Raw genomic sequence first — 23,360 nt, 5'->3', positions numbered from 1 at the left:
CGCTCACTGAAGAAGAGGTGTGAGGGGCTAAAACCAGCCCTGACCACCTCTTGACAAACAAAGAAGCGATTGGGTACAATCCTTGTAAAGCGTTTTACTAAAACGTTTTACAAGGAAAAAGGATGGTCCATGCGCCGCAAACTGATCACTATTCGAGATGTCGCCGAACACGCAGGAGTCTCGGTTAGCACTGTCTCTCATGTGTTAAACGGTAACGACCATCATGTAGGAGCAGTGAAACGTGAGCGAGTACTCGCCGCCGTCGATAAGCTCGGGTATCGCCCAAATGCTATCGCACGCAGCATGGTCAAACGCAAAACGGCGACGGTCGGCCTCGTGTGGACTGAGATCGATAACCCGATCTTCGTTCCCGTCATTCTTGGGATAGAAGAGGTGCTGCGACCAGCTGGGTATCATATCGTTCTGGCAAGCGCGCCCGATGTCGTGCAGGAAATCCAGGCGATCGAAACCCTACGCTCACAGCAGGTCGATGGCTTTATCTTTATGTCGCTATCTATTTGCTATCCCTTTGACCATCTCGTTCGCTTGAACAACGAGGGTGTGCCGTTCGTCGTTATCAATCGCTGTCTGGATGAAAGCACAATTCCCCAGATCCTATGGGATGAGCGAGGGGCCGGCTACGAAGCAACCCAACATTTGCTCTCGCTCGGTCATACGCGCATCAGCACGATTAGCGGACCTATTCACGATTCACCACCCCGACGTAGCGCCATCGAGCGGCATCGCGGTTGGCAGGAAGCTCTGCATGAGCATGGCATCACAGTGCCGCCCGAATGGATACAAATTAGCGATTATACATACGAAGGAGGATATCAGGCCACACAACAACTACTCGAACTGAGAGCACATGAATGCGGCTTGCCGAGCGCAATTTTTGTCGCGAACGATGTAATGGCGGCCAGCGTACTCAAAGCCCTGTATGACGCCGGGCTACGAGTACCACAAGATATTTCTGTCACCACCGTCGGCGATTCCCCATTCGCCGCCTATACCGTTCCCGCTCTCACCACGCTTTCTTTACCTGTACAAGAGGCAGGAAGAGAAGCCGCACAGATCTTGCTCGAAGGTCTCACTCATGGCAAAAGCACAAATGCAGCGAAAATCACGCTCAAATGCAGAGCGCAACTTCGCGAATCTTGCAGCCCATATCACACAACAACATAGACACATCGTCTCTTTTTCACACTGTATAAAGCAGAGCGCACTGGGCAAGGCGTAGACAATATTCCAATTTTCGCTCAATACGTCTCCCCGTTTAGATGCACTGCTTGCTTGTGTAGTCATACTGGTAACACATCGTCATCATGGTACTTTTCAAGGAAGAGGTACAGTATGTTCCAGAGAAAACAGCTCACAAGGTACTCTATTCATGGTCTGGCAATATTCTTCATTGCCCTGTTCTCAGTAGCCTGTGGTGGAGGCACCTCCAGCGGCAATGGCGGCTCAACGGGCAACCATCCTATTGTACTTCAAGTCGTTGATGCTGGCGGCTATTCCGATCAGGTTAAGCCGATGCTCGACGCCTATCAAAAGGCCCATCCCGACAAAGTTTCAAAGGTCGTCTATCCACCACGCATCCAGGCTCCACAACTTCCTGGCAAGCTCAAGGCAGAAGAGGATGCAAACAATATTCAGGATACGTTGATTATCAGCGGTTATGATGGCGTTGCCAGCTCAACAGATCAAGGGCTGGTTGAGCAGCTTACACCAGCACACTCGGACAAGTTCCCCAACCTCGATGATAACTACCTGCCTTCTGCCAAAGCTTATACAGACCTCGCCAAAGGGTACGCTCTGGTCTTCGCCACGACACCCAGCGGCCCTGTGTTCGAGTACGATCCAGCCAAAGTGCCGAATCCCCCGACGACCATTGAGGAGTTGCGCACCTGGATCAAGGCTCATCCACATCAGTTTCTCTATGCTCGCCCTTCCAACTCCGGTCCCGGCCGCACTTTCTTGATGGGGCTACCCTACCTGCTTGGCGACAAAGATCCTAAAGATCCTACCAACGGTTGGGATAAAACCTGGGCCTTCTTAAAAGATGCTGGCTCAACCATCGAATCGTATCCAACCCGCACTGGCGACACAATGAGTGCGCTGGCAAGCGGACAGGTCTCGATGATCGCCAGCACGATGGGCTGGGATATCAATCCCCGCTTCCTGCATCAGGTTCCTGCTGGCGACAAAACCTTTGTCCTGAAAGATACAACCTTTGTGGCGGACGCAGCGTTTATGATGATGCCCAAAGGATTGGACAAGGCGCGTCAGGATATCGTACTGGACGTGATGGAATGGATGCTCAAGCCGGAGCAGCAAGCATTTAACTACGACTCAGGCTACTTCTATCCTGGTCCCGCCGTGAAAAACGTGCCGGTCTCGCTGGCACCTGCCAACAGCCAGCAGGTCATCAAAGATTTTGGGCGTCCCGAATATGACACCATCATCGCAAATGCCAAAATCGAGCTACCGCTGGATACCAACAATCTCGTCGCCGCCTTTACCAAATGGGACAAAGACATCGGTAGCGGCAAATATAAAGCCTCCTGATTGATATATAATCCGATCAGATGGTCGGATTGCAAAGCGAAAAAACACAATACGCCAGGATAGAAGACATCCTATCCTGGCACCCCATTGTCGCGTAGCGATAGCTCTGGCGTATCATAATACACACATAACAAGAAAATAGTAGAGATATAGTTTGTCGCTATGCGTAGAGGAAGATTCAATGGAGAAAATCAACACACTGAAAATGAAGGGCGTGACGCGTCGCTTCGGCAACACGACCGCCTTACACGACTTTCACCTTGAGATGAGCGGAGGCCAGTTCGTAACGCTGCTGGGACCAAGCGGCTGCGGCAAATCGACCGCGCTCAATTGCCTGGCCGGGCTGCTCGATCTCAGCGATGGCGAGATCCTGCTCAACGACAGGCCCATCCAGGACGTAGCGGCCGAGAAGCGCGGCTTTGGCATGGTCTTCCAGAACTACGCCCTGTTCCCTCACCTCAGCGTCGAGCGCAACGTTGGTTATGGCCTGGAGTTGCGACGAGTCCCGAAAGCTGAGCGCGAAAAACGCGTACGCAGCGCCCTCGAACTGGTCCACCTGGCAGAGTTTGGCAAGCGCTATCCGGGCCAGCTCAGCGGCGGACAACAACAACGCCTGGCGATTGCGCGCACGGTCGTTCTCGAACCGGCCTTGCTGCTGCTGGACGAGCCACTCTCCAACCTCGATGCCAACCTGCGCAACGAAATGCGCATCGAACTCAAACGCATCCACAGCGAGCTAAACCTGACCACCGTGTATGTCACGCATGATCAATCGGAAGCGATGTCGCTCTCAGATATCGTCGTCGTCATGCGCAACGGACACATCGAACAGATAGGCTCGCCACAGGAGATCTATAATCAGCCTAAAAGCCCCTTCGTGGCACATTTCATGGGCTATATCAATCGCCTGCCAGCCACAATTCTTGGCAAAGAAAATGGTTACTGGCTCATCGAAACGGCCAATGGAACACAGTTGCTCGGCTCATCGACCAACGAGGAGACCAACTGGCAACCAGGGCAGAAAGTTGTCGCACTCATCCGTCCCGACGAGACCATCGCCGAACCACAGGCCGAAACGAACAGGCTCATCGGACACGTTCAACTGGTCGAATACGTGGGGAGAGCATATGAGAGCCTCGTGCTGCTGACGGGACAGGGAGGCACACAATTACTGGCCCATAGCGGTCGCAGACAGAACAGCGGCGACCAGATCGAGATCAGTATCGACCCCGACCGTCTGCTGCTCTTCTCTGCCGATGAGACAGAGAATATCGAGAGTACACTCATGCAAAGCGAGCCCAAGGTGCGCGTAGAGAGGTAAGAGGTCGATTATGGCGAATACCATTCCCATATCATCACAAGTTGAAGCAAAACCCCGGCGTTTTCGGCTGGACAGTGGCGCTATCCTGCTCTCGTTACCCGCAGTATTGCTCGTGCTGGGGCTATTCTTCTATCCACTCATCTTTGGTCTGGATCTCAGTCTGCGTGCCAACGAAAATGCGCCCGACTGGAGCCTGACCAACTATATCCAGTTTTTCAGCGATCCAGATCAGGTTGCCACCATCTGGACCACCTTCCAGGTTGCCCTGCCGGTCACGATTTTCAGCGTTGCTGTCAGCGTTCCTCTGGCCTACTTTATGCGCCAGGGCATCAAATTTGAGCGCCTCCTCACGGCTATCCTGATCCTGCCAATCACGCTTGGAACCGTGATGGTCGCGCAATCGATGCTCGGCTACTTCGCGCCCAATGGCTGGTTCAATCGCGCGCTGCTCTCGCTGCATATCATTCAGCAGCCAATCCTATTACTGCACCACCTGATAGCCGTTGAGATCGCCCTGTTTATTCAAGGTTTTCCGTTCACATTCCTATTGATCCTGGGCTATATGTCGGCGATCAATCCGAATCTGGAGCGGGCAAGTTCTATGTTGGGGGCAAATCCCTGGCAAACCTTCTGGCGCATCATCTTCCCGCTCTCGCTGCCGGGAATCGCAGTGGCTTTCTGCCTGAACTTTGTCGCCAATTTTAGCGTCTTCCCCTCGGCAAATCTGGTTGGCGAGCCAGCACGAGAGACGCGAGTGCTGGCGATTGCGGCTTACGAGACAGCTTTCACCAACTATAATCGTCCACTGGGTACCACGATAGCGCTGATTATGGGTGTCATTGAACTACTGGTCATCTTGCTTGTGTTATGGCTGCAAAACCGCATGGCACGCAGCGCGGCAATTAGCGGCGGAAAAGGGGTCTAAACGATGGCAACCGAACCGATTCAAAAAACAGCCGCAGCCACCATGAGCGCTGGCCCCATCAATCCGCCCAGCAAAGCACAACCGAGCGGCTTGAAAAGAGGCTTCTGGACCGCCCTGATCTTCTACGTGGTGGTCGGCTTCTTCCTGCTCAACCTGATCGCGATGGTCAGTACAGTTGTACTCGACTCGGTGGGGCAGGAATGGTTTAGCACGTGGTTCCCAACAGGAATGGTTACATTCCAATGGTATAAATATGCACTGAACGATCACGACATCGTCCAACTACTGTTGAATACGTTGATCGTGGCCGTTGGCTCGACGGGACTCTCGATAATTGTCGGATTCCCGGCGGCCTATGTCCTGGCCCGCAAAAAATTTCGCCTGAAGAGCCTGGTCATGGGCCTGTATCTGCTGCCAATGCTCGTGCCTCCGCTGGCCTATGGTATCCCGCTGGCGACCGTTCTCCTGCGCTACCTGGGCGGTGAACTGCCCAGCGTAACTTTGATCAACGTTGTGCCGACACTACCCTTTGTTATTCTGATCCTTGTGCCGTTTATTGAGCAGGTGGATGTCTCACTGGAATCGGCCAGCCGTATGCTAGGAGCCAATCGCTTCCAAACCTTCATACGCATCATCCTCCCGCTGATCGTACCCGGATTGCTTACAGCCGGTGTGCTGGCAGTGGTACGCGTGATTGCTATGTTTGAGCTAACCTACCTTGTGGCAAGCGCGGACGCGGAAACCCTGGTGGTGACGCTTTACGGCGATGCCTTCGCTTCTGGTATGCGCCCTGAGCAGGCAATCAACTCAATGGCCGTGATCTATATGCTCACCACGATGTTCCTGCTGGGTGTCGCGCTCATCTTTGTCAAGCCAACCCAATTTGTGGTGCGCCTGAAACAATAGAAATAGCTGTTCATATGGCCGTTCCAAATAGCTCTCTGGTCGCTTGCTTCTTCTCGCAACTTCGCTGCTCGTTCGCGTAGAGAGTGTGGCAGGTGGTGAGGTGTGGGAGCACCTCACCACCTGCCACACTCTCTACGCGAATCTCTCTTGACCGCTGAGCGCTCTCTGTCACCCAAATCGCCTTGCCACACTCTCTATGTGAGTGTGGACTAAGATCTTAGCGAAAGTGGTAACTATTCAGAAGGCCCAATCGGCGCACCAGCTTACGTAGCGCTGTCCCACCTATGGAGATAAAACGGACAGGCTCAGGATTGCATGAACGCGCTGAACCTGTCTGTCATACGGTGACCAATATCACTCCGAACCCGATTTCAGCGCCTCGCTCATGGATATTTTCGTGAGCTTCCTGCCGCAAAACCACTTCGTTATCTCATACACCACCAAGATCAATACGAAGCTTATCAGGATATATAGCGGGTTCAAAATCATGGGTATCAGCATGTTAATCGATTCCGCGATGTAACCGTACAAGTAATTCCCGAAGGCCAACATAAGCAGTAGTCCCAACCAAAAGCCGATAAACACTGCCGGAGTTGAACTGTTTAGAATCAGCTTCGCGATGTCTTTTTGGCGGTAGCCGAATATCTTGAGCAGGGAGATTGTATTCCGGTTCTCGTCAATGATCAGCGACGTTACAATGAAGATAATGACAACCGCCATCAGCCCGGCGACAATCGTTGTGGCCGCGATGATCAATGTCGTCGGCGCGGTCATGCCTTCAAATGCCTTGGGGTTCCGAGCATCCATAATGCCGGAAAGCAGGCTTTCGTCATAATGCAGCTCATGGTTGCTCAGCACAGTGTGGTAGCTTCCAGGAGCTTGCCCAGTCATACGGTTAAACTCATCTAACGGCATAAAAACATCTTGCTCTCCGTAGGCTTCGACGATCCCATCAATTTTCAGGTTGTATGATTTTCCATCCAGCTTGTTTATAAAAGTGAATGTATCCCCAACTTCAATCCCAAGCCGTTCGGCCAGCGGCGCGGTGATGTTTACCTGATTCCTGGACAGCTTAGCACCCCCTATACCGTTTATCTTCATGCCGACGGAATCCGGCTCCATACCCACCAGATAGAATTCAACTGCTTCTCTGCCCTTGGGGTAGGCACGGAATGAGTTGTACGGCTCCGCACCTTCGGGAACAGGTAGATTCTGTAGGTTCTGCACCTCCTTGAAGTTGTATTCTATGGCATAATTGTATCTCGCTAACGCGCCCTGGTTCATCACCACTTCCATCGAGTAGTTGAAGGTCAAGCCATACAGCAGTACCATCGACGCGGCGCTCACCCCCAGCACCAGGAATAGCAGACGCGGTATGCTCCGCACTTGCTCACGTATCTGAAATTTGGTATTGAAACGATAGCGCTCCAGACGGAGCATGCGCTCAATAAAATTCACCCTGGCTTTTTGTTCGTCGCCCTTCATCAGTTCGACGGCGTTTTTTTTGAGTACGCCGTGTATGGAAAAGAAGCTCGCCAGACCGATAAAAGCCAGGGGCAGCAGCAGGGCAAGCGCCAGGTTTAACGGCGAGAAAGCAACACCAGTGTTGGGCAGGATGTAACTGACAAGCATGGAATCTACCACAAGCTTTACACACGGCATCGCAAGCAGTATTCCGACAAGGCCGCCAGCGATGGACAGCAGAACCGGGATCGCCATATAATGCCGTGTCAGTTCCCAGCGGCGGTAGCCCTGCGCGTACAGCGTACCAATCACTACACTGTCGGACTTAACCATGCGCAGAATCATCACGCCGACGATAAGGCAGCCAAGCAGGAAAAAAGCGATTGATACGGGAAGGCTCATAGTCTGCATACTGTTAATATTAGTCCAGGGCATAATGATGCGCTTATTATTTTTAGCGTCCATCCATTCGGAAAGGTTGTACCCTTTTTCTTTTAAAAGGTCGTGCAACTTCGCGTTTTGGGTGTTGATATCTCCTCTATTCGTAAAGCGTGCCCCATAGACCGTGACCGCTTCATTGGCCGCCTCAGAGAACATCTTCATATCCGCGTTTGAAACAAGGCCAATTCCGAAACCAGTGGTCGGCAGCACATCATAAATGTTTTTGATGATATAAACATAATTGGGCCGCGCCATTGTGCCCGTAATATGGAAAGTTTTACCGTTTAGCTCAATTTGACCGCCTACAGCCAGGCCATGCGTCTGCAAAAAAGAGGGGTCGAGCAAAATGTCCCCTGGATTTTTAAGCTTCTGGCCTGATAGTATCGTCGGGATATTGATTTTGGAAGTAGGCGTGAGAAGCCGAAGCTCGCCTCGTCCATCCGACAGTTTGACATCTAGTTGCTGGTAAGCTTCAATAAGCGCACCGGATTCACTTTCCAGCGCCGGAATATCCTCAATAGCCTTGTCTGTGGAAAACGTCAGGTCTTCCTGCATGTTTGTTTCGGCAAAGTTAACCACCTGTTTTTCCAGGCTGCCAGACACGCCTGTAGCCGCAGTGAAGTAGAAACTCCCTATAAGAATCAGCATGACAATGCCGATATACCTACCCTTGTTTTCCATCAGTATCCGCCATACGCGTTTTCGTAGCGCCATTACCACTCGATCCTTTCAGCTGGGACAAGCTCGGAATTATGAGTAACTTCCGCTACCTCGCCGCTTCTAAGCCTGTAAACGGTGTTTGCCATGCCGGAGATGGCGCTGTTGTGGGTGATCATCAGGATCGTTGTGCCGAATTGCCGATTCACTTTTTGAATCAGTGACAGGACACCTCGGGATGTATCGAAGTCCAGCGCACCGGTTGGCTCGTCGCAGAGCAACAGCTTGGGATTTTTGACGATGGCGCGGGCGATAGACACACGCTGCTGTTCGCCGCCGGAAAGCTGCCGTGGGAATCGGTTTTTCTTGTCGGAAAGCCCAACGGCGGAAAGCACATCGTCAATCTTATGCGGTCGCTTGCTGATGTTCGACACAACCTCGATGTTTTCGGCGACGGTAAGATTGGGCACAAGATTGTAGAACTGGAATACGAAGCCTACGCTTTCCCGGCGATACTCCACCAGTTGATCATCACTTAAATCCGTGATGCGCTCACTATCTATCTCGACTGTGCCGCCGTCGGCCCTGTCCACGCCGCCAATGATATTCATCAGAGTGGATTTACCCGACCCGGAAGGCCCCAATATGACGCCGATTTGTCCTTTTTCCAGCTTTATATCCACGCCTTTGAGGACTGTTGTGGCAAACTCCGTCTGATAACTTTTCGTCAATTCCGATACCGATAAAAACATACTCAAACCTCCATTCTGGATCATATCCGGCTTTTATAAGCTCTCATAGCGAAGAACCAGGCCACGGCGATGATGCCGACACACCATGCGAGAGCGACCCAAATCTCATTGCCCGCCGGCTCATTGGACAAGAGCGCCCGGATAGAGTTCACAATGGAAGTTACCGGCTGGTTTTCCGCAAACACACGGAGGACAGTTGGCATTGTTTTTGTTGGAACAAAAGCTGAACTAAGAAATGGCAGGAATAATAGCGGATAAGAAAACGCGCTCGCGCCCTCCATTGATTTTGCCGTGATTCCAGGAATGACCGCGACCCATGTCAGCGCAAGTGTGTATAGCACGAGGATTCCCACTGCCGCGAGCCAGTTAAGGATGCCCGCGCTTGAACGAAAGCCCATAATAAGCGCGACGAGGATAATAATAACGACGGTAATCATGTTGGATAAAAGAGAGGTCAGCACATGGCTCCACAGCACCGATGAGCGTCCGATGGGCATTGAGTTAAAACGCGTGAACATCCCTTTCTGTACATCCATGAATAATCGGTAAGCCGTATAGGCTATACCGCTGGCAATAGCCATCAGCAGTATGCCCGGCAACTGGTAATTCACATAATTCACATCGGCGGGCATGCTCGTTTTTACCGCGCCACCAAACACATAGACAAACATCAGCATCATCGCGATCGGCGTTATCGCAACCGTGATGATTGTATCTGGGCTGCGCAGAATGTGCTTCATTAAGCGCCCGGTCAGTACGGCTGTATGCTTCATTTTATTTTTCCTCCTTTTTGCCGATGATAGCGAGGAAAATGTCTTCCAATGTCGGCTGTTTTTCGATGTATTCAACTTTCGCGGACGGGAACAGCTTTTTAAGTTCCTCAAGCGTCCCATTGGCGATTATTTTGCCGTCATGCAGAATCGCGATCCTCCCGGCAAGCTGTTCCGCTTCCTCCAGGTGCTGTGTCGTCAGTAAAATCGTCGTGCCGCCATCAGCAAGTTCCTTGACCGTTTTCCAGACTTCAAGTCGCCCCTCTGGATCAAGCCCCGTCGTCGGCTCGTCAAGAAAGATGACGGCGGGTTCACCCACAAGGCTCATAGCGATGTCGAGCCTGCGCTTCATCCCTCCGGAATAAGTGCCTGCCGGTTTGTTGGCTGCGTCGGTAAGCCCGAAGCGTTTAAGCAAGCGGTCGGCAAATTGGGCGGGTTTGGGAATATTGCGCAGTTTAGCGATAAGAATAATATTTTCCCGCCCGGTCAGTATCTCGTCCACGGCGGCAAACTGCCCGGTTAAGCTGATGGATCGCCGTACCTTCTCAGGTTGCGAGACCAAGTCAAAACCGTTCACTGTCGCGATTCCTTCATCGGATTTCAGCAGTGTCGAAAGGATGTTTATGGTCGTTGTCTTGCCAGCGCCGTTTGAGCCGAGCAAGGCGAATATCTCGCCTTTGCGGACGTTGAAATCTACACCTCTCAGAACTTCGGTTTTCGCGCCTTTCGCGCCTGCGAAAGATTTTCGCAGGCACTTCACCTCAATCGCATTTTCCATACCGATCCCCCTCAATGATCTTTATCCGTAGCTTTTTTCATGGCCTTGGCGACTTCCTGGTCAACTGATTCCTTAAAGATGTCGGCATACGTTTTTGAACCCTCGATGAGATCATCACAGAAAGTTGCCACATCTCTGCCTGTCACTTCGAGTACGCCTTTCCCAACGGCTGCGCCCTCCTCAAAAAGATCGACAATCCCCGAGAGCAAATCAGTCATTTCGGTTAGCTCGACAGGTCCGACCTTAAAGAGGTATTTTTGAATCTCTTTGTAAACAATCTGATAATCTTGCGGGAGCGCCTTGACACGCGCCATATGCGCTCGCCACGCTTTTTTGCCTTCGATGAGATCTCGTATACTCATTGTTCTTCTCCTACTGGCCTAATTTTCTAGCGATAGTATTGTTGAGTTGCTCGCGCCACTTGTCGCGATAAGACTTTGCCCCCTCCTCGCCAGCCAACGCCGAACAGAAGCCCACGATATCGTCGCCCAAAACCTCCCGGACGCTCTGGCCGTCTGCCACCGCTTCTTCGAGCAGGCCAAGCACACGATCAAGAATCGGCATGAGGTTACGTCCGGTGAAATCTGTACGAGGCCAAAGATTGGCCTGAATTTCTCCCCATGCCGCTTGATAATCAGCCGGAAGTTTTTTTGCGCGCGCCTCAAAAGTCTTCATTTCTCTAGTCATATCGTTGCCTGTGATTTTATCCCAAAAATTCATGGTTTTTCTCCTTTAACTCTTTGATTTTTGATGAGAGGAACTCCCACCTTCCCCAGTATTGGCGCAGCTCCTCACGGCCCGCGTCGTTTAACGTAAAAAACTTTCGGGGCGGCCCTATGTCGGACGACTTTTTCGTAATCTCCACCAGCTTATTTTTTTCAAGCCTGATAAGGATGGTATAAACCGTTCCCTCCACCACGTCTGTAAAGCCCAAAGCGTTGAGCTTGCGTGTGATTTCATACCCGTAGGTCTCTCCTCGGTTGATAATTTCAAGGACACACCCTTCCAGTACACCTTTGAGCATTTCAGTTAATTTATCCGTGTCGAACACCTCCTTGCTAATCAGTAACACCAATATGAAGTAATACTTAGTACTGCTATATTGTAACACGCAGTAGGGTGAGCGTCAAGAGAAAAATGATGGATTGTCAAGTGAAGTGCGACACGATCCCAATTTCGGTATGATCGCCTTGCTTGTAAGAGATCCACAAACCTGTTATACTCAAAATGAAATATAAGAATATGCTATGTTCCGAAAGAAGGCAGAAATTATGCAACAGATGCAAGATCCGGAGGGACAAGAATATAACGCAGGGTATCAAGCAGAACCGAACTACTCGCAATCTTACCAGGAGCAGAGCGAATCACCCTATCAACAGTATAGCGATCCAGCATTTCAACAACAAAAGCTTCAACCCCCCAGAAAAGCAAGCCTGGTTCTGGCAATTCTCAGTATCGTCGCCTGTTCTATCATCCTGGGATGTGCCATTACGCTTTTCGTGCTGGCTCTCGTCACATTTATCTCCGCCGTACACAACACAGTCCCGGAATATATTCGTGGATTAGTGATTGTAAGCTTCGTTTTCTCTATTATCCTATTCGCCTGTTCCATTCCCGCATTCGTTTTCTCTATCATTCAGGTAACGCTCATTAGCAAGCAATTTCCACGCAGGAGAAAAAGCATGAATCTTCCATAGCCCTCACCGTTTACAATACGCTTTTCCTTGCCTCAGCAAGCGTGGGGGCAAAGAACGAGGCGCGCAGCAGGTTGCGCTGGAGGATCTGGATCGTGTGATGGTGAGCGACGTACTCTCTGGCCCGACTTCCCATGTGACGGCAGAGTTGCAGATCCTTGCAGAGATCGGTCAGCGCAATTCCAATCTCAGCCGGGTTATCGGGCAGAACGCTGATGCCACGCCCTTCCGTGAGCAAGCGGGCATGAGAGAGAGAAGTTCTTGTCGCCACCACAGCGCACCCGGCGGCCATCGCCTCCAGCACCATCAGGATATCGTCGGCCCGACACGTCCCTACGGAAAGGAAAATATCCGCCATCGTGAGCAATTGCCTGATCTCTTCCGGTCTTGCCTCTCCCCAGACCCAGCAGACATCTTCGAGATGACGACGCTTGATCTCTTCCATCACCTTACCCTGCCCCAGGCGCTCTTCCGCAATCAGCACGCGCACATAGGTACGGATCAGCGGGGGCAATGTGCGCAAGGCCAGCGCTATCCCCTCCAGCGCAACAGATAGATCCACCTCCACGAGAGGACGATGTGCCAGAGCAATCAGGATGACATCAGGCGAGAGGCCGCAGCCTACCCGCAGACGCAGCTTTGCCCCTTTCTCCACAATAGTCAGACTCGCCGCATTCACCAACGGTATCAGGCGCATAATACGATCCGGGCACACCTTGAAACGGGTGCGATAAATCTCCGCCACCTCTTCGTTTGCCAGCAGAAATTGATCACAGCACCGGGCAGCAATCGCTGCCAGCATACGTAATGAAGGTCGATAGAGGAGCATCCCAACCGCGCGACAAAAGCGCTCATACCAGGGCAGACGAGGCTGGCGAACGAGTGCACGTCTGCTGTGTTGTCCTGGACTTTGGGGCCAGAGCATGCTGCCCGAATCCATGCAGACCACACGAACGCCTGCCAATTTACCAACTAATCCGGCAAAAGCAGCGCACACAATCCCGTCCTGGGGCAAGAGCAGGTGGTAGCCCTCACCCTGACGCACGAGGCGCAACAGTTGCCAGCCTCCATGCCAGCAATAGAGCAGGATGCCCGGAAAGCGCCAGGGATGAATGAACGGTGCCGGTTGCTTCGCTGCGTGCGTGCGTTTCGTCTCGCACGAATGCTGAACAAGATAACTGATCTGCCATTGCAGCTCCATCACCTGTGCAATTGAGTTCAGCATATTGCGTGTGTGATCGGCCTCCGGCAACAGGGGCAGCGGCACACACACACGCCGCAGCGACGAGGAGTTGCCAGGCGTGGTCAGGCCCAGGAGGTGTACACGCAGCCAGAGTTTGCCCCTATTGTCCCACCAGGTCGCCATACGCCTGGTCAGAAGAGAGCGCAGAGAGCAGAGTGGATGACGTGCATACCTGTGCCAGCGCGCCGCCAGCTTCAGACAATGATCGCACCCGGTCACATGCCCCAGGATCTCAAGCAGCGTTGCATGGAAGGTGTGATAGAATTCAGGGGCCAGATACTCATGCAGGAGATCGTAGCGCGACCAATAACCGGTATCAAAACAATTGAGCAGCAGATGTAACGTACTGATGCAGCGCTCTATCAATAGTTCGATCCGACCATCCTGTGTTACTCCAACATAATCGTACAGGCCAAGCAGTGCCAGCAAGCAACCGCTGAGAATATGGGCGGCGGGATAGACGGCTACCTCCTCAAAAAAGAGGCCATCTTCGCCAATCGGGGCGGCAATACCACCATCCAGAATATCCAGTTGATAAGCACCAACCGCCCGACGAGCCGTCTGCAAGAAGACCTCGCTGCCTGTTAATTGATAGGCTCGGATCATGACGGATAGCACACAACCCTGCGTTGAAGCAGAGGCCGAGGAAACAGGCGCGTGATATGCTGGAATTGCATATGGCACCGGCCACACACCCACCTCATCCGAGAGGCATAGCTCATGAGTTAGCAGCCATTCCACCTGACGCAAAAAACCATCCCGATGCAACTCCTGACCGCTGAGCAGATAGGCATTCCAGTGAGCAAGCGCGTACTGTGCAATCGCACGAGGATGATAGAGTCTGGCGGTGTTACCGGGAGAACCAGTCAGGCAAAAGACGCCTCGCTGATCCAGATGCGTTGTTGAAAGAGCCAGCAAAGACGAGATATCAAGGGGATATAGTGGCAGAGAGGGCAACAGTGGCTTCTCTGTGACGCGCCCATAGCGCAGATGCGCAAACTCATCATCACGGTCCCTCAGCGTCACTGGCCCCGCCAGCGTTGCACTGAACCGATGGGCAGCATCAGCGCGCAGTTGGTTCGGGGCCAATGGTTTGAACCCATACTTCTTCATTCGGCTCTTATCTTCCAACTCCCTCGTGCAACGCAACCAACCCCTGCGGTCGCGAGTTGAGAGCATCGTTCATCTGTCCGGTGTAGAAGTCAATCGTTTGCTGTAGCCCCTCAGCGAGCGTTACCTGTGGCTCCCAGTCGATCAAGCTTTTCAGCAGCGTGATATCTCCACGCTGGCGATCTATATCGCACGGGCGCGGCTCACAATACTGACACAGAATCGCCTTTTTCATCTCCTCTTCAATCTTCGCCTTGAGATCCTTGATATACACCTCCTGACCAGACGCAATATTCACGACCTGCCCGCGACTATCGGCACAGCGATAGAGCGCAATCATAGCCCGGACCGCATCGGAGACGAACAGGAAGTCGCGCGACTGTTTGCCATCACCAAAGAAGCTAAAAACCGCATCTTCCAGCGCGCAGCGAATCAGCACAGGCAGAACGGTGGCGTATTGCCGATCATACTGGCGAGGACCATAAATACTGAAGGGACGCATCACCAGCGTATCGAGGTCAAACGTTCTGGCGTAAGAGAGGACAAGAGAATCACACGACATCTTGCTGGCGGCATATGGAGTCAATGGATTCAAAGCATCCTTCTCGTTGAGGGGATGCGCCTCCATAGATCCATAGACGCAGGAAGAGGAGATGTGCACGAGCGTTGCGTAGCGTCCTTCGCGCAACAGCTCACAGAGCACCAACGCAATACGAATGTTGGTATCGAAACAATAGTGAGGTTGTTCCAGACAAATAGGAAGAGGGACCGCAGCTAAATTGAAGACCACATCTATTGGCCCCAGATCAAATAGTGCATCGCGCACGGAGCGAGCATCCGAAACGTCAACATAGAGGATCTGCAAACCTGATATATCACGTCGCGCCTCTATCAGATTCGCTGGAGTGCCAAGATAAAGATTATCGACGACAGTAATGCGCCTGGCACCTTCCGCTATCAGAGCATCGATCAAATGGCTCCCAAGAAAGCCAGCGCCTCCTGTCACCAGAATATGTTTTCCTTTTATTCCACGTGGAGCAGAACCCATATACCACACCTCCCAAACATGACCACCTGCTTGAAATAATTTGCAATAGAAAATGCATATCTACTGTTTAGTATAGCTATGACTTCAATCTACATATTTAAAAACCATATACACGTCATTTATCCTTATTTTGATTTTTAACGATGAATCCGGTGGGTTATTTCGTAGTGGAGCGATTTATCGCGTTGGTGGAAGTGCACCACAGGCCGCCCCAACGCGATAAATCGCTCCACTACGAAATATGGCGCATTACTGGCTTCATTTGTTAAAAGTCATGAGAGTCTCTTAACTTCTCCGTCGAGCGCTGCGCCGACCGCCAACTGGAGTGACATGAAACGGGGTACGCGTGGCGCTTAACATACGCAGGCGCGTAACTGAGGCGGCAGAGACCCTGGCCCTGGTCGTTGCGATAGGTGGCTCTTCTAACTGTTCTTCCTCTGGCTGTTCAATATAAGAGTAGGAAACAGATTCGTAACGGCCCGGACGCACTTTGTTCATGACGCAGCCCAACACATGGGCACCGGCCTGCATCAATGTTGCTTTGAGTTGTTTCAACTGTCTTTTATAGGCGCAGCTGGCATCCACGATGACCAGCGTGCCATCAACTCTGGCGGCAAGAATGCTGGCATCGAAGAGACCCTGTAGTGCTGGCGTATCAAAAATAATGATTTCGGCGTCGGTCTGCTCCAGAGCAATGAACAGGCGTTGCATCGCGCGCGAATCCAGCAATTCAGTCGGATTTGGAGGCAACGTACCAGCAGGCATGACGCGCAGATTGGCAATCCCCACATCATAGATGAACGCATCAATAGAAAAATGGGGCGCACGAGGCAGTCCCAGCGTATTCCCCTGCGCAAGAGGGGTAAGAAATTGCGCTCGCATGCGCCTGCTGTTCGATTCGGGTGTGCTGGCCGTCAGGATCGCATCGCTCAGCCCCATCTTATAGGAGTCAATCTCAAAGAGTTCATGCAGGGCAGGATGCCGCAAATCAGCATCAATCAGCAGCGTATTTTTACCGACACGCGCCATCGCAATCGCCAGATTTGCCGCAATCACGCTTCTGCCATCGCCAGGGGTTGCGCTGATGATAGCCAGCGTTCGCAGCGAACGATCAACGCAGGAAAAACCGAGATTAGCGCGTAAGAGACGGTATGATTCGGTGTTGGAGGCTTCGTTATCGGGCAGATGAACAAGTTCCTGACGATCAATAACGTCGGGTATACGCCATAGCGGAGCCAGTACTGGCCATTGCAGCAATTGAGAGAGCGCTTCAGGTGTTCGCACATAGGTACTCTTTGCCTCAAGAACCAGTGCCAGCAGGATGCTCAGAGAGAGCGCGACTGGCAAGCTTGCCAGCAAGTTCAGCGGTATATTGGGGCGAATCAGATGTCCACCGGGCTGTGCGAACTGGACGATCTGAAACAACTGGCTGTTCTGAGCATTGAGTAACTCTAATTGGGCCTGCTCGTTCTGCAACTGGTTATAATGCTGCTGCCAGCCGCTCAATTGTCCCTGCAACGAGGCAACCGGAACCGACGACTTCTTATTTTTGCTCTGCGCATCAGAGATCTGGCCAAGCAACGTATCGATGTGCTGCTGAGTACGATCAAGGTCTTGCTGCATCTGCTGTAACGCCTGAGTGCTGGCCTGGGAGCTGAGAGAAGACTGTTGTTTGAGCAGTGTGCGAGCGATATCGTTTGCCAGAGCAGATGCACGCTTCTCAGAAGCATCCTGAACCGCAATTTCAAATAGTTGCGTGTTATTTCTCGGCGTCACGGTCACTCTGCGCACAAGCTGATCAAGCGTCATTGGTGAAAAACGAGAGGCAACCTCGCGCAACACCGCCTCGCTCATCGCCAGCTGTGCCTCTGTCTGCATCAACCGTTCAGTGACCGCTGCATCGACGACCCCCGACCGATTGCCGCTCAAACGAGGTGTTACCTGCATCACCACGCTGACCTGATAGATGGGGGTCATCTGTTTACTGATCAGCAACACGGCAAAGACAACGATCAGGAAACAGAGCAGCATAGCTTTCCATTGTTTTACAAATGCAGTGCGATAATAATCTACAGTCATCCCTATCTAACACTCCTTCCTTCTCACCCACTAGTATCAGAATATGCATAAAAAATAAAGAGAATCACTTGAACCCTTGCAGCAACATACTGCAACCTCACGGGCGAAAACGTGCATAATATACGATAACAGGGATGCAAGCATAGTAACAATACAGAAGAAGAATTTGGAGGTGGAAAACCGGCTCTCCTAAGAATAGGAAGAAGCCAGCAAAAAGAGTTGTTCGTGAGCAAAACAGCAAGCAAAATGATGTACCATGTTCATGTATCCTCTCCACCACATCCATTCCAACGGCGGCATTATGGCCTGACAACGTTTGCTCTCGCTATCAAGAAAAATAAGCCATAAACGGCCTTATACCTTTAGTATAGAGAATAAATAAAATCATACGTATGATTGAGCAGACAATAAAAATGCCTGAGCGGGTTATTTCGTTAAAGCTCATCATTGATGTATCAGGCAAATGGAACGGGGAACATGATGCCGAATATGGCAGGGGCGAGGGCTTGTCCCCGGGTGCAACACGTGTCATGTGGGTAAAACGGGCGAGGACAAGCCCTCGCCCCTGCCATATTCGGTGTCACGCCCGGAGGATTTCATGGAATACACCAATCATCTACGAAGAGGCGGCAACCTCAGTTCCACATTTTGCGCAGAATACCGCATCTGGTTTGAGCGGTGATTTACACTCGCGGCAGACCTTCTTCTGAACTGCTAGCGACGTACCACAGTACGAACAATAGGAGTCGCCAACCTCGTTCAGCCCTTTACAATTGGGGCAGGGAAATTGTACTGGCTGAGCAGGTGCGCTCTGTTGCCAGGGAGGAACCATTCCCGAAAAAGGAGGAGGAGCAGATTGCTGCTGCATCTGCGCCATATATTGCGGCGGCACTGGCCCCGTCCGTACGTCGGACCGCTGCTGGCGCACCGCCATGTCAAGCGAATTGAGCAACTGCGATTCTAGCTGCGACTGACGAATCACGCCAGCACCAGCAGTGATCATCAAAGGCCAGAGGAAGAACATACCAACAGCACCAACAACCGCTTTATCGACCCATTGCTGCTGCCCCACAACGGCTGCAACGCCATCGGGATAACTGATCAGGGTCAGGGTCAGCGCCGCCTGCAAGCCAATCAGAGCCTCCAGATCGCCGCCCTGTTTGAACTGGACGGTCATCTGCTTCTTGTTGCCAAAATGTTGTGCCTGATAGCCCTGAGCAACAAACATGCCCTCCAGATCAAGGGCAATACGTTCAACATCGAGACTGGGAGCAGAGTAAAAACGATTATCCACAGTTTTTTCCTTAGTTATTATTTTTTATCTTCCGCCTGATTTTCATCCACTGATTTAAAAAGTCTTCTCTGTTATAGATATACGCAAAAAGCGGGCCAATGTTGCGCGCATAGCACATGCATCAGTCCGCTTCCACCATTTTTCACTACTTTCATTACAGCGACATTTGCATATATGCTTCCCGCGCCCAGGGATGAAACACCTTGAGGGTGTGACGTCGATCCCACAGATATTTGAGATAGACCAGGACGGCATGGTCAAGCGACTGTTCAAGGGCAGCGGCCAGTTTCTGGTAATAGGGGGCAATACCATCTTGATCCCAGGCGATCTTATCGGCAACAAACACCACCTTGTCCAGCCGCGTGGGATTAGCCTTGAGGGTTGTGTGGCACTCAACGGCGTCCAGCACCAGCACATCATCCACGCCAAAGACCTCGGAGGCAAGGGTACGCGAAAGTTTTTGATGGATAATCATGGGCAGGCGCTCCTCTTCCGGCAAGACAGGAATGTTCCATTGACGGGCAATATTGGCCCGTTCGAGCGTCGGAAAGAGCGCACTACAATCGTGTAACCAGCCAGCCATCTCCGCCTGAACCACATTTTCTCCCACATATTCGGCAACACGGCGAGCCTCTGCCGCCACCTGCGCAGAATGACGAGCCGTTTTAGGGCAGCCATGATAGCGCAAGAAAGTGGGTACGTCCTCAGCGACGCGCCCGGTCAGCGTAACTCCGTCACAGAGTCGAGAAAACATTGAAGCAGGTATTTTCCGCATCGAATCTCCTATGTATCATCTGCTCTGAAATACTATCAATATGCCTCTTTCAGATCATACGCAAGCAGGTTACACCGGGCTTGACGCTGGCTTCCCTCGACGCTTCAGGATATGGGCGATATGCGTTTCCAGCTTATCCGTCAGCACCTCACAATTCCAGTAGGCCTCGACAAAGGAGCGACCACGCAACCCCATCACATGCGCGATTTCAGGATAGCGGCGCAGATAGAGAATCGCATCCACCAGCGCGGGGGCATTCTCAGGCTCCACGAACAGTGCAGCTTCAGCTTCGCGTTCGGCCACAAGACGCGCCTCGCCATCAATGCTCAATATGATTGGGCGCGCACAGGCCATTGTCTCAAACATCTTGAGCGGCAAGGCTCCTGTGATCTGTGCTTCTTTTCGCAACAGGACCACGCTCAGATCAGCCGCCGAGAAGACTTCGGGCATGAGATCATGAGGCAAGGCCGGGAGAAAAAGTACATTGGTAAGGTTGCGCTGCTTCGCCTGTTCCATCAATGCCTGCTTCTCACTCCCTTCACCAACTAGCACAAAACGAATATCGCGATAGCTCTCTAGCTGTGCAGCTGTTGCCAGCAGCATTCCCAATCCCTGGAGAGAGCCATGCGAGCCAGCATAGAGGACAGTGAAGCATTCCGGCCAACCCAGACTGGCACGGGCCGCGCTCTGAGAGCGAGGGTAAAATTGATGTGTATCTACACCATGAGGCAACACGAAGATGCGTTCGGTAGACAGGCCGCGTTGCACCAGCATATCGCGTACGCCACCACTGATAGCCCAGACCGCCTCAGCTTTTTGCTGGGTAGAGCGACCAGCACGCTCTACCCAGCGCCGCAACAGAGTGTCCTGTACATTCTCTGGCAACAACAGCGACTCGGGCCAGAGATCCGCAACGATCAGGACAAAGGGGCAGCCCTTGCGAGCCGCCAATTTACGAGCCGCTACCGCATTGAACAGTGGCAGTGCCTCCACCAGAATAATATCGGGATCACCCAGCGCCTTCTCGCTCAACAGCGGGACAAGATAGCCGGAAGAGTATTGTGCAAGCAGGCGACGACGGACACTATCTTCAGGGACGGCATGGCTCCAGACGCGAATAACACGCAAACCATCCATCACTTCTACCCGCAGCGAACGAGTGCGCGAAGAGCTTCTCACCAATCCATCAGCGGGACGAGGCATGATGGTTAAAATTGTTACCTGATAGCCGCGCATTAGCAAGCACCGCGCAGTCTTATAAATACGTATAGCGGGAACCGTGTTCTCTGGCCGATAGCTTGAGGTCACAAAGAGGATGTGCGTCGTCATCTACTACTCCCTACCACCCTGATCATATATGCATGTTATAGCATAGCATCGAGTGGAGGGGAATACAAATAGATGAATGGCTATTCAAGCAGGATTTGTGAGAAAAAATTAAAATGTCGTTGTTGCACGCTTTGCCGTGGCAAAGCGTGCAACAACGACATTTTAATTTTTCTCACAAATCCTTAGAGGTAAATCTGTTTCACATCAACCACGCCTTCCAGCTTCTTCACGTCGGCAAGCACCGAGTCGGGAGCGTGGGCATCGAGATTGACGAAGGAGATCACCTGCGCGCCGGGAGCGGTTCGGCCCAGACGCCACTCGGCGATATTGATGTCATTAGCGGCTAGCAGCGTGCTGACGCGACTGATGACGCCGGGCTTGTCCACGCTCTCAACCACCAGAATGATGCCCTCAAGATTGGCCTCAAGGCGGAAGGAGTCGATCTGGACCACGCGCGGAGCCTCATCGCCAAGCAGCGAACCGACAACAACGCGTTCGCCATTCTCCCACTTCACGCGACACAACACCTGATTGGCATAGCTGGACGATACCAGGCCGCGCGTCTCTGTAACACGAATGCCGCGCTCCAGAGCCAGATGCAGTGCATTGATATAGTTGATGGGCGTATCGCTGATCGAGTCAAGCATGCCCTTGAGGACTGCAACTGTCAGCGGCTTCACATGTTCATCGACATCATCGCCATGCACCTCAACCTCGACCTGCGAGATCGGTCGCGCCGCCAACTGCATCTGCAAGCTGCCCATGCGCTCGGCCAGATTGAGATAAGGTTGCAGTTCTTTAAAGACGGCGGCATCCTTCACCGGGATATTGACGGCGTTGCGGTACTCATCGCCACGCAGCGCGGCAAGCACCTGCTCCACCACCTGCGTTCCTGCGTCGTCCTGAGCCTCAACGGTGCTGGCGGCAACATGCGGCGTCATGACGACATTGGGGAGCGTGCGCAGTTGACTATCGGCTGACAACGGCTCTTTAGCGTAAGTATCGAGGGCCGCACCCGCGATCTGCCCGGACTGAAGCGCCTCCACCAGTGCCGTCTCATCAATCAGCTCGCCACGCGCCGCATTAACCAGACGGACGCCGCGCTTCATCTTCGCGATCGTCTCGGCATTAATCATATTGCGCGTCTCTGCCGTCAGGACTGAGTGCAACGTAATCACATCGGCCTGAGCCAGCAGTTCATCAAGGCTGACCAGCGTAATTTTCCGTTCTTGAGCAATCGCCGCGCTGATATATGGATCAACGCCTATCACCTTCATGCCAAAGGCCTGCGCAATATGCGCGACATGTGACCCGATACGCCCCAGACCGATGATACCCAACGTCTTGCCCTGCAACTGCAAACCCATAAATTTGCTGCGCTTCCACTCGCCCTTCAGAAGCGAAGCCTGCGCCTGGGGAACATGACGATAGAGCGACAGCATGAGCGCAACAGTATATTCGGCGGTCGTGATGGTATTGGCAGCCGGAGTATTCATCACAACCACACCGCGTCGTGATGCCGCCTGAATATCGACGTTATCGAGTCCCACGCCAGCACGTCCAATCACTTTCAAGCGTGCCGCGTTCTCTAGCACCTGACTGGTCACTTTCACACTGCTACGAATGATCAGCGCATCATATTCGCTCACCAGCTCCGCTAACTTGTCCTGTGAAGGGCTTTCGACAACATCATAACGCGTATCGTTAGCCGCTTTGAGCAGTTCTAGAGCTTGCGGCGAAAGAGCATCAGTAATTAAAATGCGATACATTTTAGACCTTTCTTGTAGGGAATTCGTCAGATTTTTCCAGGCATCATCCGTTAATTCCATACGCTGCGCCTCGCGCAAAAAGACCAGAGCAGCTTTATTGGTGCCGACAACCTGACGCATCTGAGATGGCAACTTGCCAATCAGAACCAGTAGTTCTTCCGGTTCGACATGCAAAGCACGACTGAGCGCCACCACTGTATCCGCAGCTGGCGGCGGCAGGCGATCATTTTCAAGCTTGCTAATATAGGAAAAATCCAGTCCGACCAGCGCCGCCAGTTCGCGCTGATTGAGACCCGCCCCCAGGCGGAACTGGCGCAATGCTGCGCCGAACGTTGTAGCCATGCGTCACTTCTCCTCCTGCTTTCGAGTATACGCCATGTTGAGTTGACAGTCAACACAACTTCCATAGATATTGCTTCCATATTCAGGAGTGAAAA

General features: G+C 52.3%; 20 protein-coding genes. 6 read left to right on the top strand and 14 right to left on the bottom strand.

Going from position 1 to position 23,360, the window contains the following annotated elements; translation table 11 throughout:
- The first annotated feature begins 129 nt into the window (after positions 1–129).
- The 5 genes from K3T83_RS19100 to K3T83_RS19080 all read left to right on the top strand — a co-directional run bounded on the left by K3T83_RS19100 (position 130) and on the right by K3T83_RS19080 (position 5,720).
- Positions 130–1,185 (top strand): LacI family DNA-binding transcriptional regulator, encoded by a 1,056-nt coding sequence (locus tag K3T83_RS19100; RefSeq protein ID WP_220204550.1) that lies wholly within the window; start codon positions 130–132, stop codon positions 1,183–1,185.
- 168 nt (positions 1,186–1,353) lie between these two features.
- Positions 1,354–2,568: an extracellular solute-binding protein gene (locus K3T83_RS19095; protein ID WP_220204549.1), complete on the top strand. Its 1,215-nt coding sequence runs from the start codon at positions 1,354–1,356 to the stop codon at positions 2,566–2,568.
- Positions 2,569–2,749: 181 nt separating this feature from the next.
- On the top strand, positions 2,750–3,889 hold the full coding sequence (locus K3T83_RS19090; RefSeq protein WP_220204548.1) for an ABC transporter ATP-binding protein: 1,140 nt from the start codon (positions 2,750–2,752) through the stop codon (positions 3,887–3,889).
- Positions 3,890–3,899: 10 nt separating this feature from the next.
- A complete protein-coding gene (locus K3T83_RS19085) occupies positions 3,900–4,814 on the top strand; it encodes an ABC transporter permease (RefSeq protein ID WP_220204547.1) in 915 nt (304 codons plus the stop codon).
- A gap of 3 nt (positions 4,815–4,817) precedes the next feature.
- A complete protein-coding gene (locus tag K3T83_RS19080; protein WP_220204546.1) occupies positions 4,818–5,720 on the top strand; it encodes an ABC transporter permease in 903 nt (300 codons plus the stop codon).
- 354 nt (positions 5,721–6,074) lie between these two features.
- On the opposite strand, the gene K3T83_RS19075 is transcribed toward K3T83_RS19080, so the two are convergent.
- The 7 genes from K3T83_RS19075 to K3T83_RS19045 are packed head-to-tail and all read right to left on the bottom strand — an operon-like array spanning position 6,075 to position 11,606.
- Positions 6,075–8,339, bottom strand: coding sequence for an ABC transporter permease (locus K3T83_RS19075; RefSeq protein ID WP_220204545.1), 2,265 nt, complete (start codon positions 8,337–8,339; stop codon positions 6,075–6,077).
- Complete coding sequence (locus tag K3T83_RS19070) at positions 8,339–9,034, bottom strand: ABC transporter ATP-binding protein (protein WP_220204544.1); 696 nt, start codon at positions 9,032–9,034, stop codon at positions 8,339–8,341. The genes K3T83_RS19075 and K3T83_RS19070 overlap by 1 nt, the downstream gene beginning before the upstream one ends.
- Before the next feature lie 20 nt (positions 9,035–9,054).
- Entirely contained in the window at positions 9,055–9,807 is a 753-nt protein-coding gene (locus K3T83_RS19065; RefSeq protein WP_220204543.1) for an ABC transporter permease, read from the bottom strand.
- A gap of 1 nt (position 9,808) precedes the next feature.
- Complete coding sequence (locus tag K3T83_RS19060) at positions 9,809–10,582, bottom strand: ABC transporter ATP-binding protein (RefSeq protein ID WP_220204542.1); 774 nt, start codon at positions 10,580–10,582, stop codon at positions 9,809–9,811.
- An 11-nt stretch (positions 10,583–10,593) separates the two neighbouring features.
- Positions 10,594–10,944, bottom strand: coding sequence for a DUF1048 domain-containing protein (locus tag K3T83_RS19055; RefSeq protein ID WP_220204541.1), 351 nt, complete (start codon positions 10,942–10,944; stop codon positions 10,594–10,596).
- Between the two features lie 10 nt (positions 10,945–10,954).
- Positions 10,955–11,302, bottom strand: a complete 348-nt coding sequence (locus tag K3T83_RS19050) for a DUF1048 domain-containing protein (protein ID WP_220204540.1) — start codon at positions 11,300–11,302, stop codon at positions 10,955–10,957.
- A complete protein-coding gene (locus K3T83_RS19045; protein ID WP_220208257.1) occupies positions 11,286–11,606 on the bottom strand; it encodes a PadR family transcriptional regulator in 321 nt (106 codons plus the stop codon). Before K3T83_RS19045 ends, K3T83_RS19050 begins: the two co-directional genes overlap by 17 nt.
- Positions 11,607–11,853: 247 nt before the next feature.
- Between K3T83_RS19045 and K3T83_RS19040 the strand changes: the two genes are divergently transcribed.
- Positions 11,854–12,279, top strand: coding sequence for a hypothetical protein (locus K3T83_RS19040; RefSeq protein WP_220204539.1), 426 nt, complete (start codon positions 11,854–11,856; stop codon positions 12,277–12,279).
- A 10-nt stretch (positions 12,280–12,289) separates the two neighbouring features.
- Here the strand turns inward: K3T83_RS19040 and K3T83_RS19035 are convergent, their stop codons facing one another.
- The 7 genes from K3T83_RS19035 to serA form a co-directional block, all read right to left on the bottom strand.
- Positions 12,290–14,632, bottom strand: coding sequence for a D-glucuronyl C5-epimerase family protein (locus K3T83_RS19035; protein ID WP_220204538.1), 2,343 nt, complete (start codon positions 14,630–14,632; stop codon positions 12,290–12,292).
- A 7-nt stretch (positions 14,633–14,639) separates the two neighbouring features.
- Positions 14,640–15,677, bottom strand: a complete 1,038-nt coding sequence (locus K3T83_RS19030; protein ID WP_220204537.1) for an NAD-dependent epimerase/dehydratase family protein — start codon at positions 15,675–15,677, stop codon at positions 14,640–14,642.
- A 285-nt stretch (positions 15,678–15,962) separates the two neighbouring features.
- Positions 15,963–17,756, bottom strand: a complete 1,794-nt coding sequence (locus tag K3T83_RS19025; protein WP_220204536.1) for a polysaccharide biosynthesis tyrosine autokinase — start codon at positions 17,754–17,756, stop codon at positions 15,963–15,965.
- A gap of 616 nt (positions 17,757–18,372) precedes the next feature.
- Positions 18,373–19,050: a zinc ribbon domain-containing protein gene (locus K3T83_RS19020; RefSeq protein ID WP_220204535.1), complete on the bottom strand. Its 678-nt coding sequence runs from the start codon at positions 19,048–19,050 to the stop codon at positions 18,373–18,375.
- A 154-nt stretch (positions 19,051–19,204) separates the two neighbouring features.
- Entirely contained in the window at positions 19,205–19,825 is a 621-nt protein-coding gene (yqeK, locus tag K3T83_RS19015) for a bis(5'-nucleosyl)-tetraphosphatase (symmetrical) YqeK (RefSeq protein ID WP_220204534.1), read from the bottom strand.
- Positions 19,826–19,894: 69 nt separating this feature from the next.
- On the bottom strand, positions 19,895–21,154 hold the full coding sequence (locus K3T83_RS19010) for a glycosyltransferase family 4 protein (RefSeq protein ID WP_220204533.1): 1,260 nt from the start codon (positions 21,152–21,154) through the stop codon (positions 19,895–19,897).
- A 182-nt stretch (positions 21,155–21,336) separates the two neighbouring features.
- Positions 21,337–23,265: a phosphoglycerate dehydrogenase gene (gene serA / locus K3T83_RS19005; RefSeq protein WP_220204532.1), complete on the bottom strand. Its 1,929-nt coding sequence runs from the start codon at positions 23,263–23,265 to the stop codon at positions 21,337–21,339.
- Positions 23,266–23,360 lie beyond the last annotated feature (95 nt).

This window comes from Reticulibacter mediterranei, from assembly GCF_016587455.1.
This window is presented reverse-complemented; position numbering and strand designations above follow the sequence as displayed.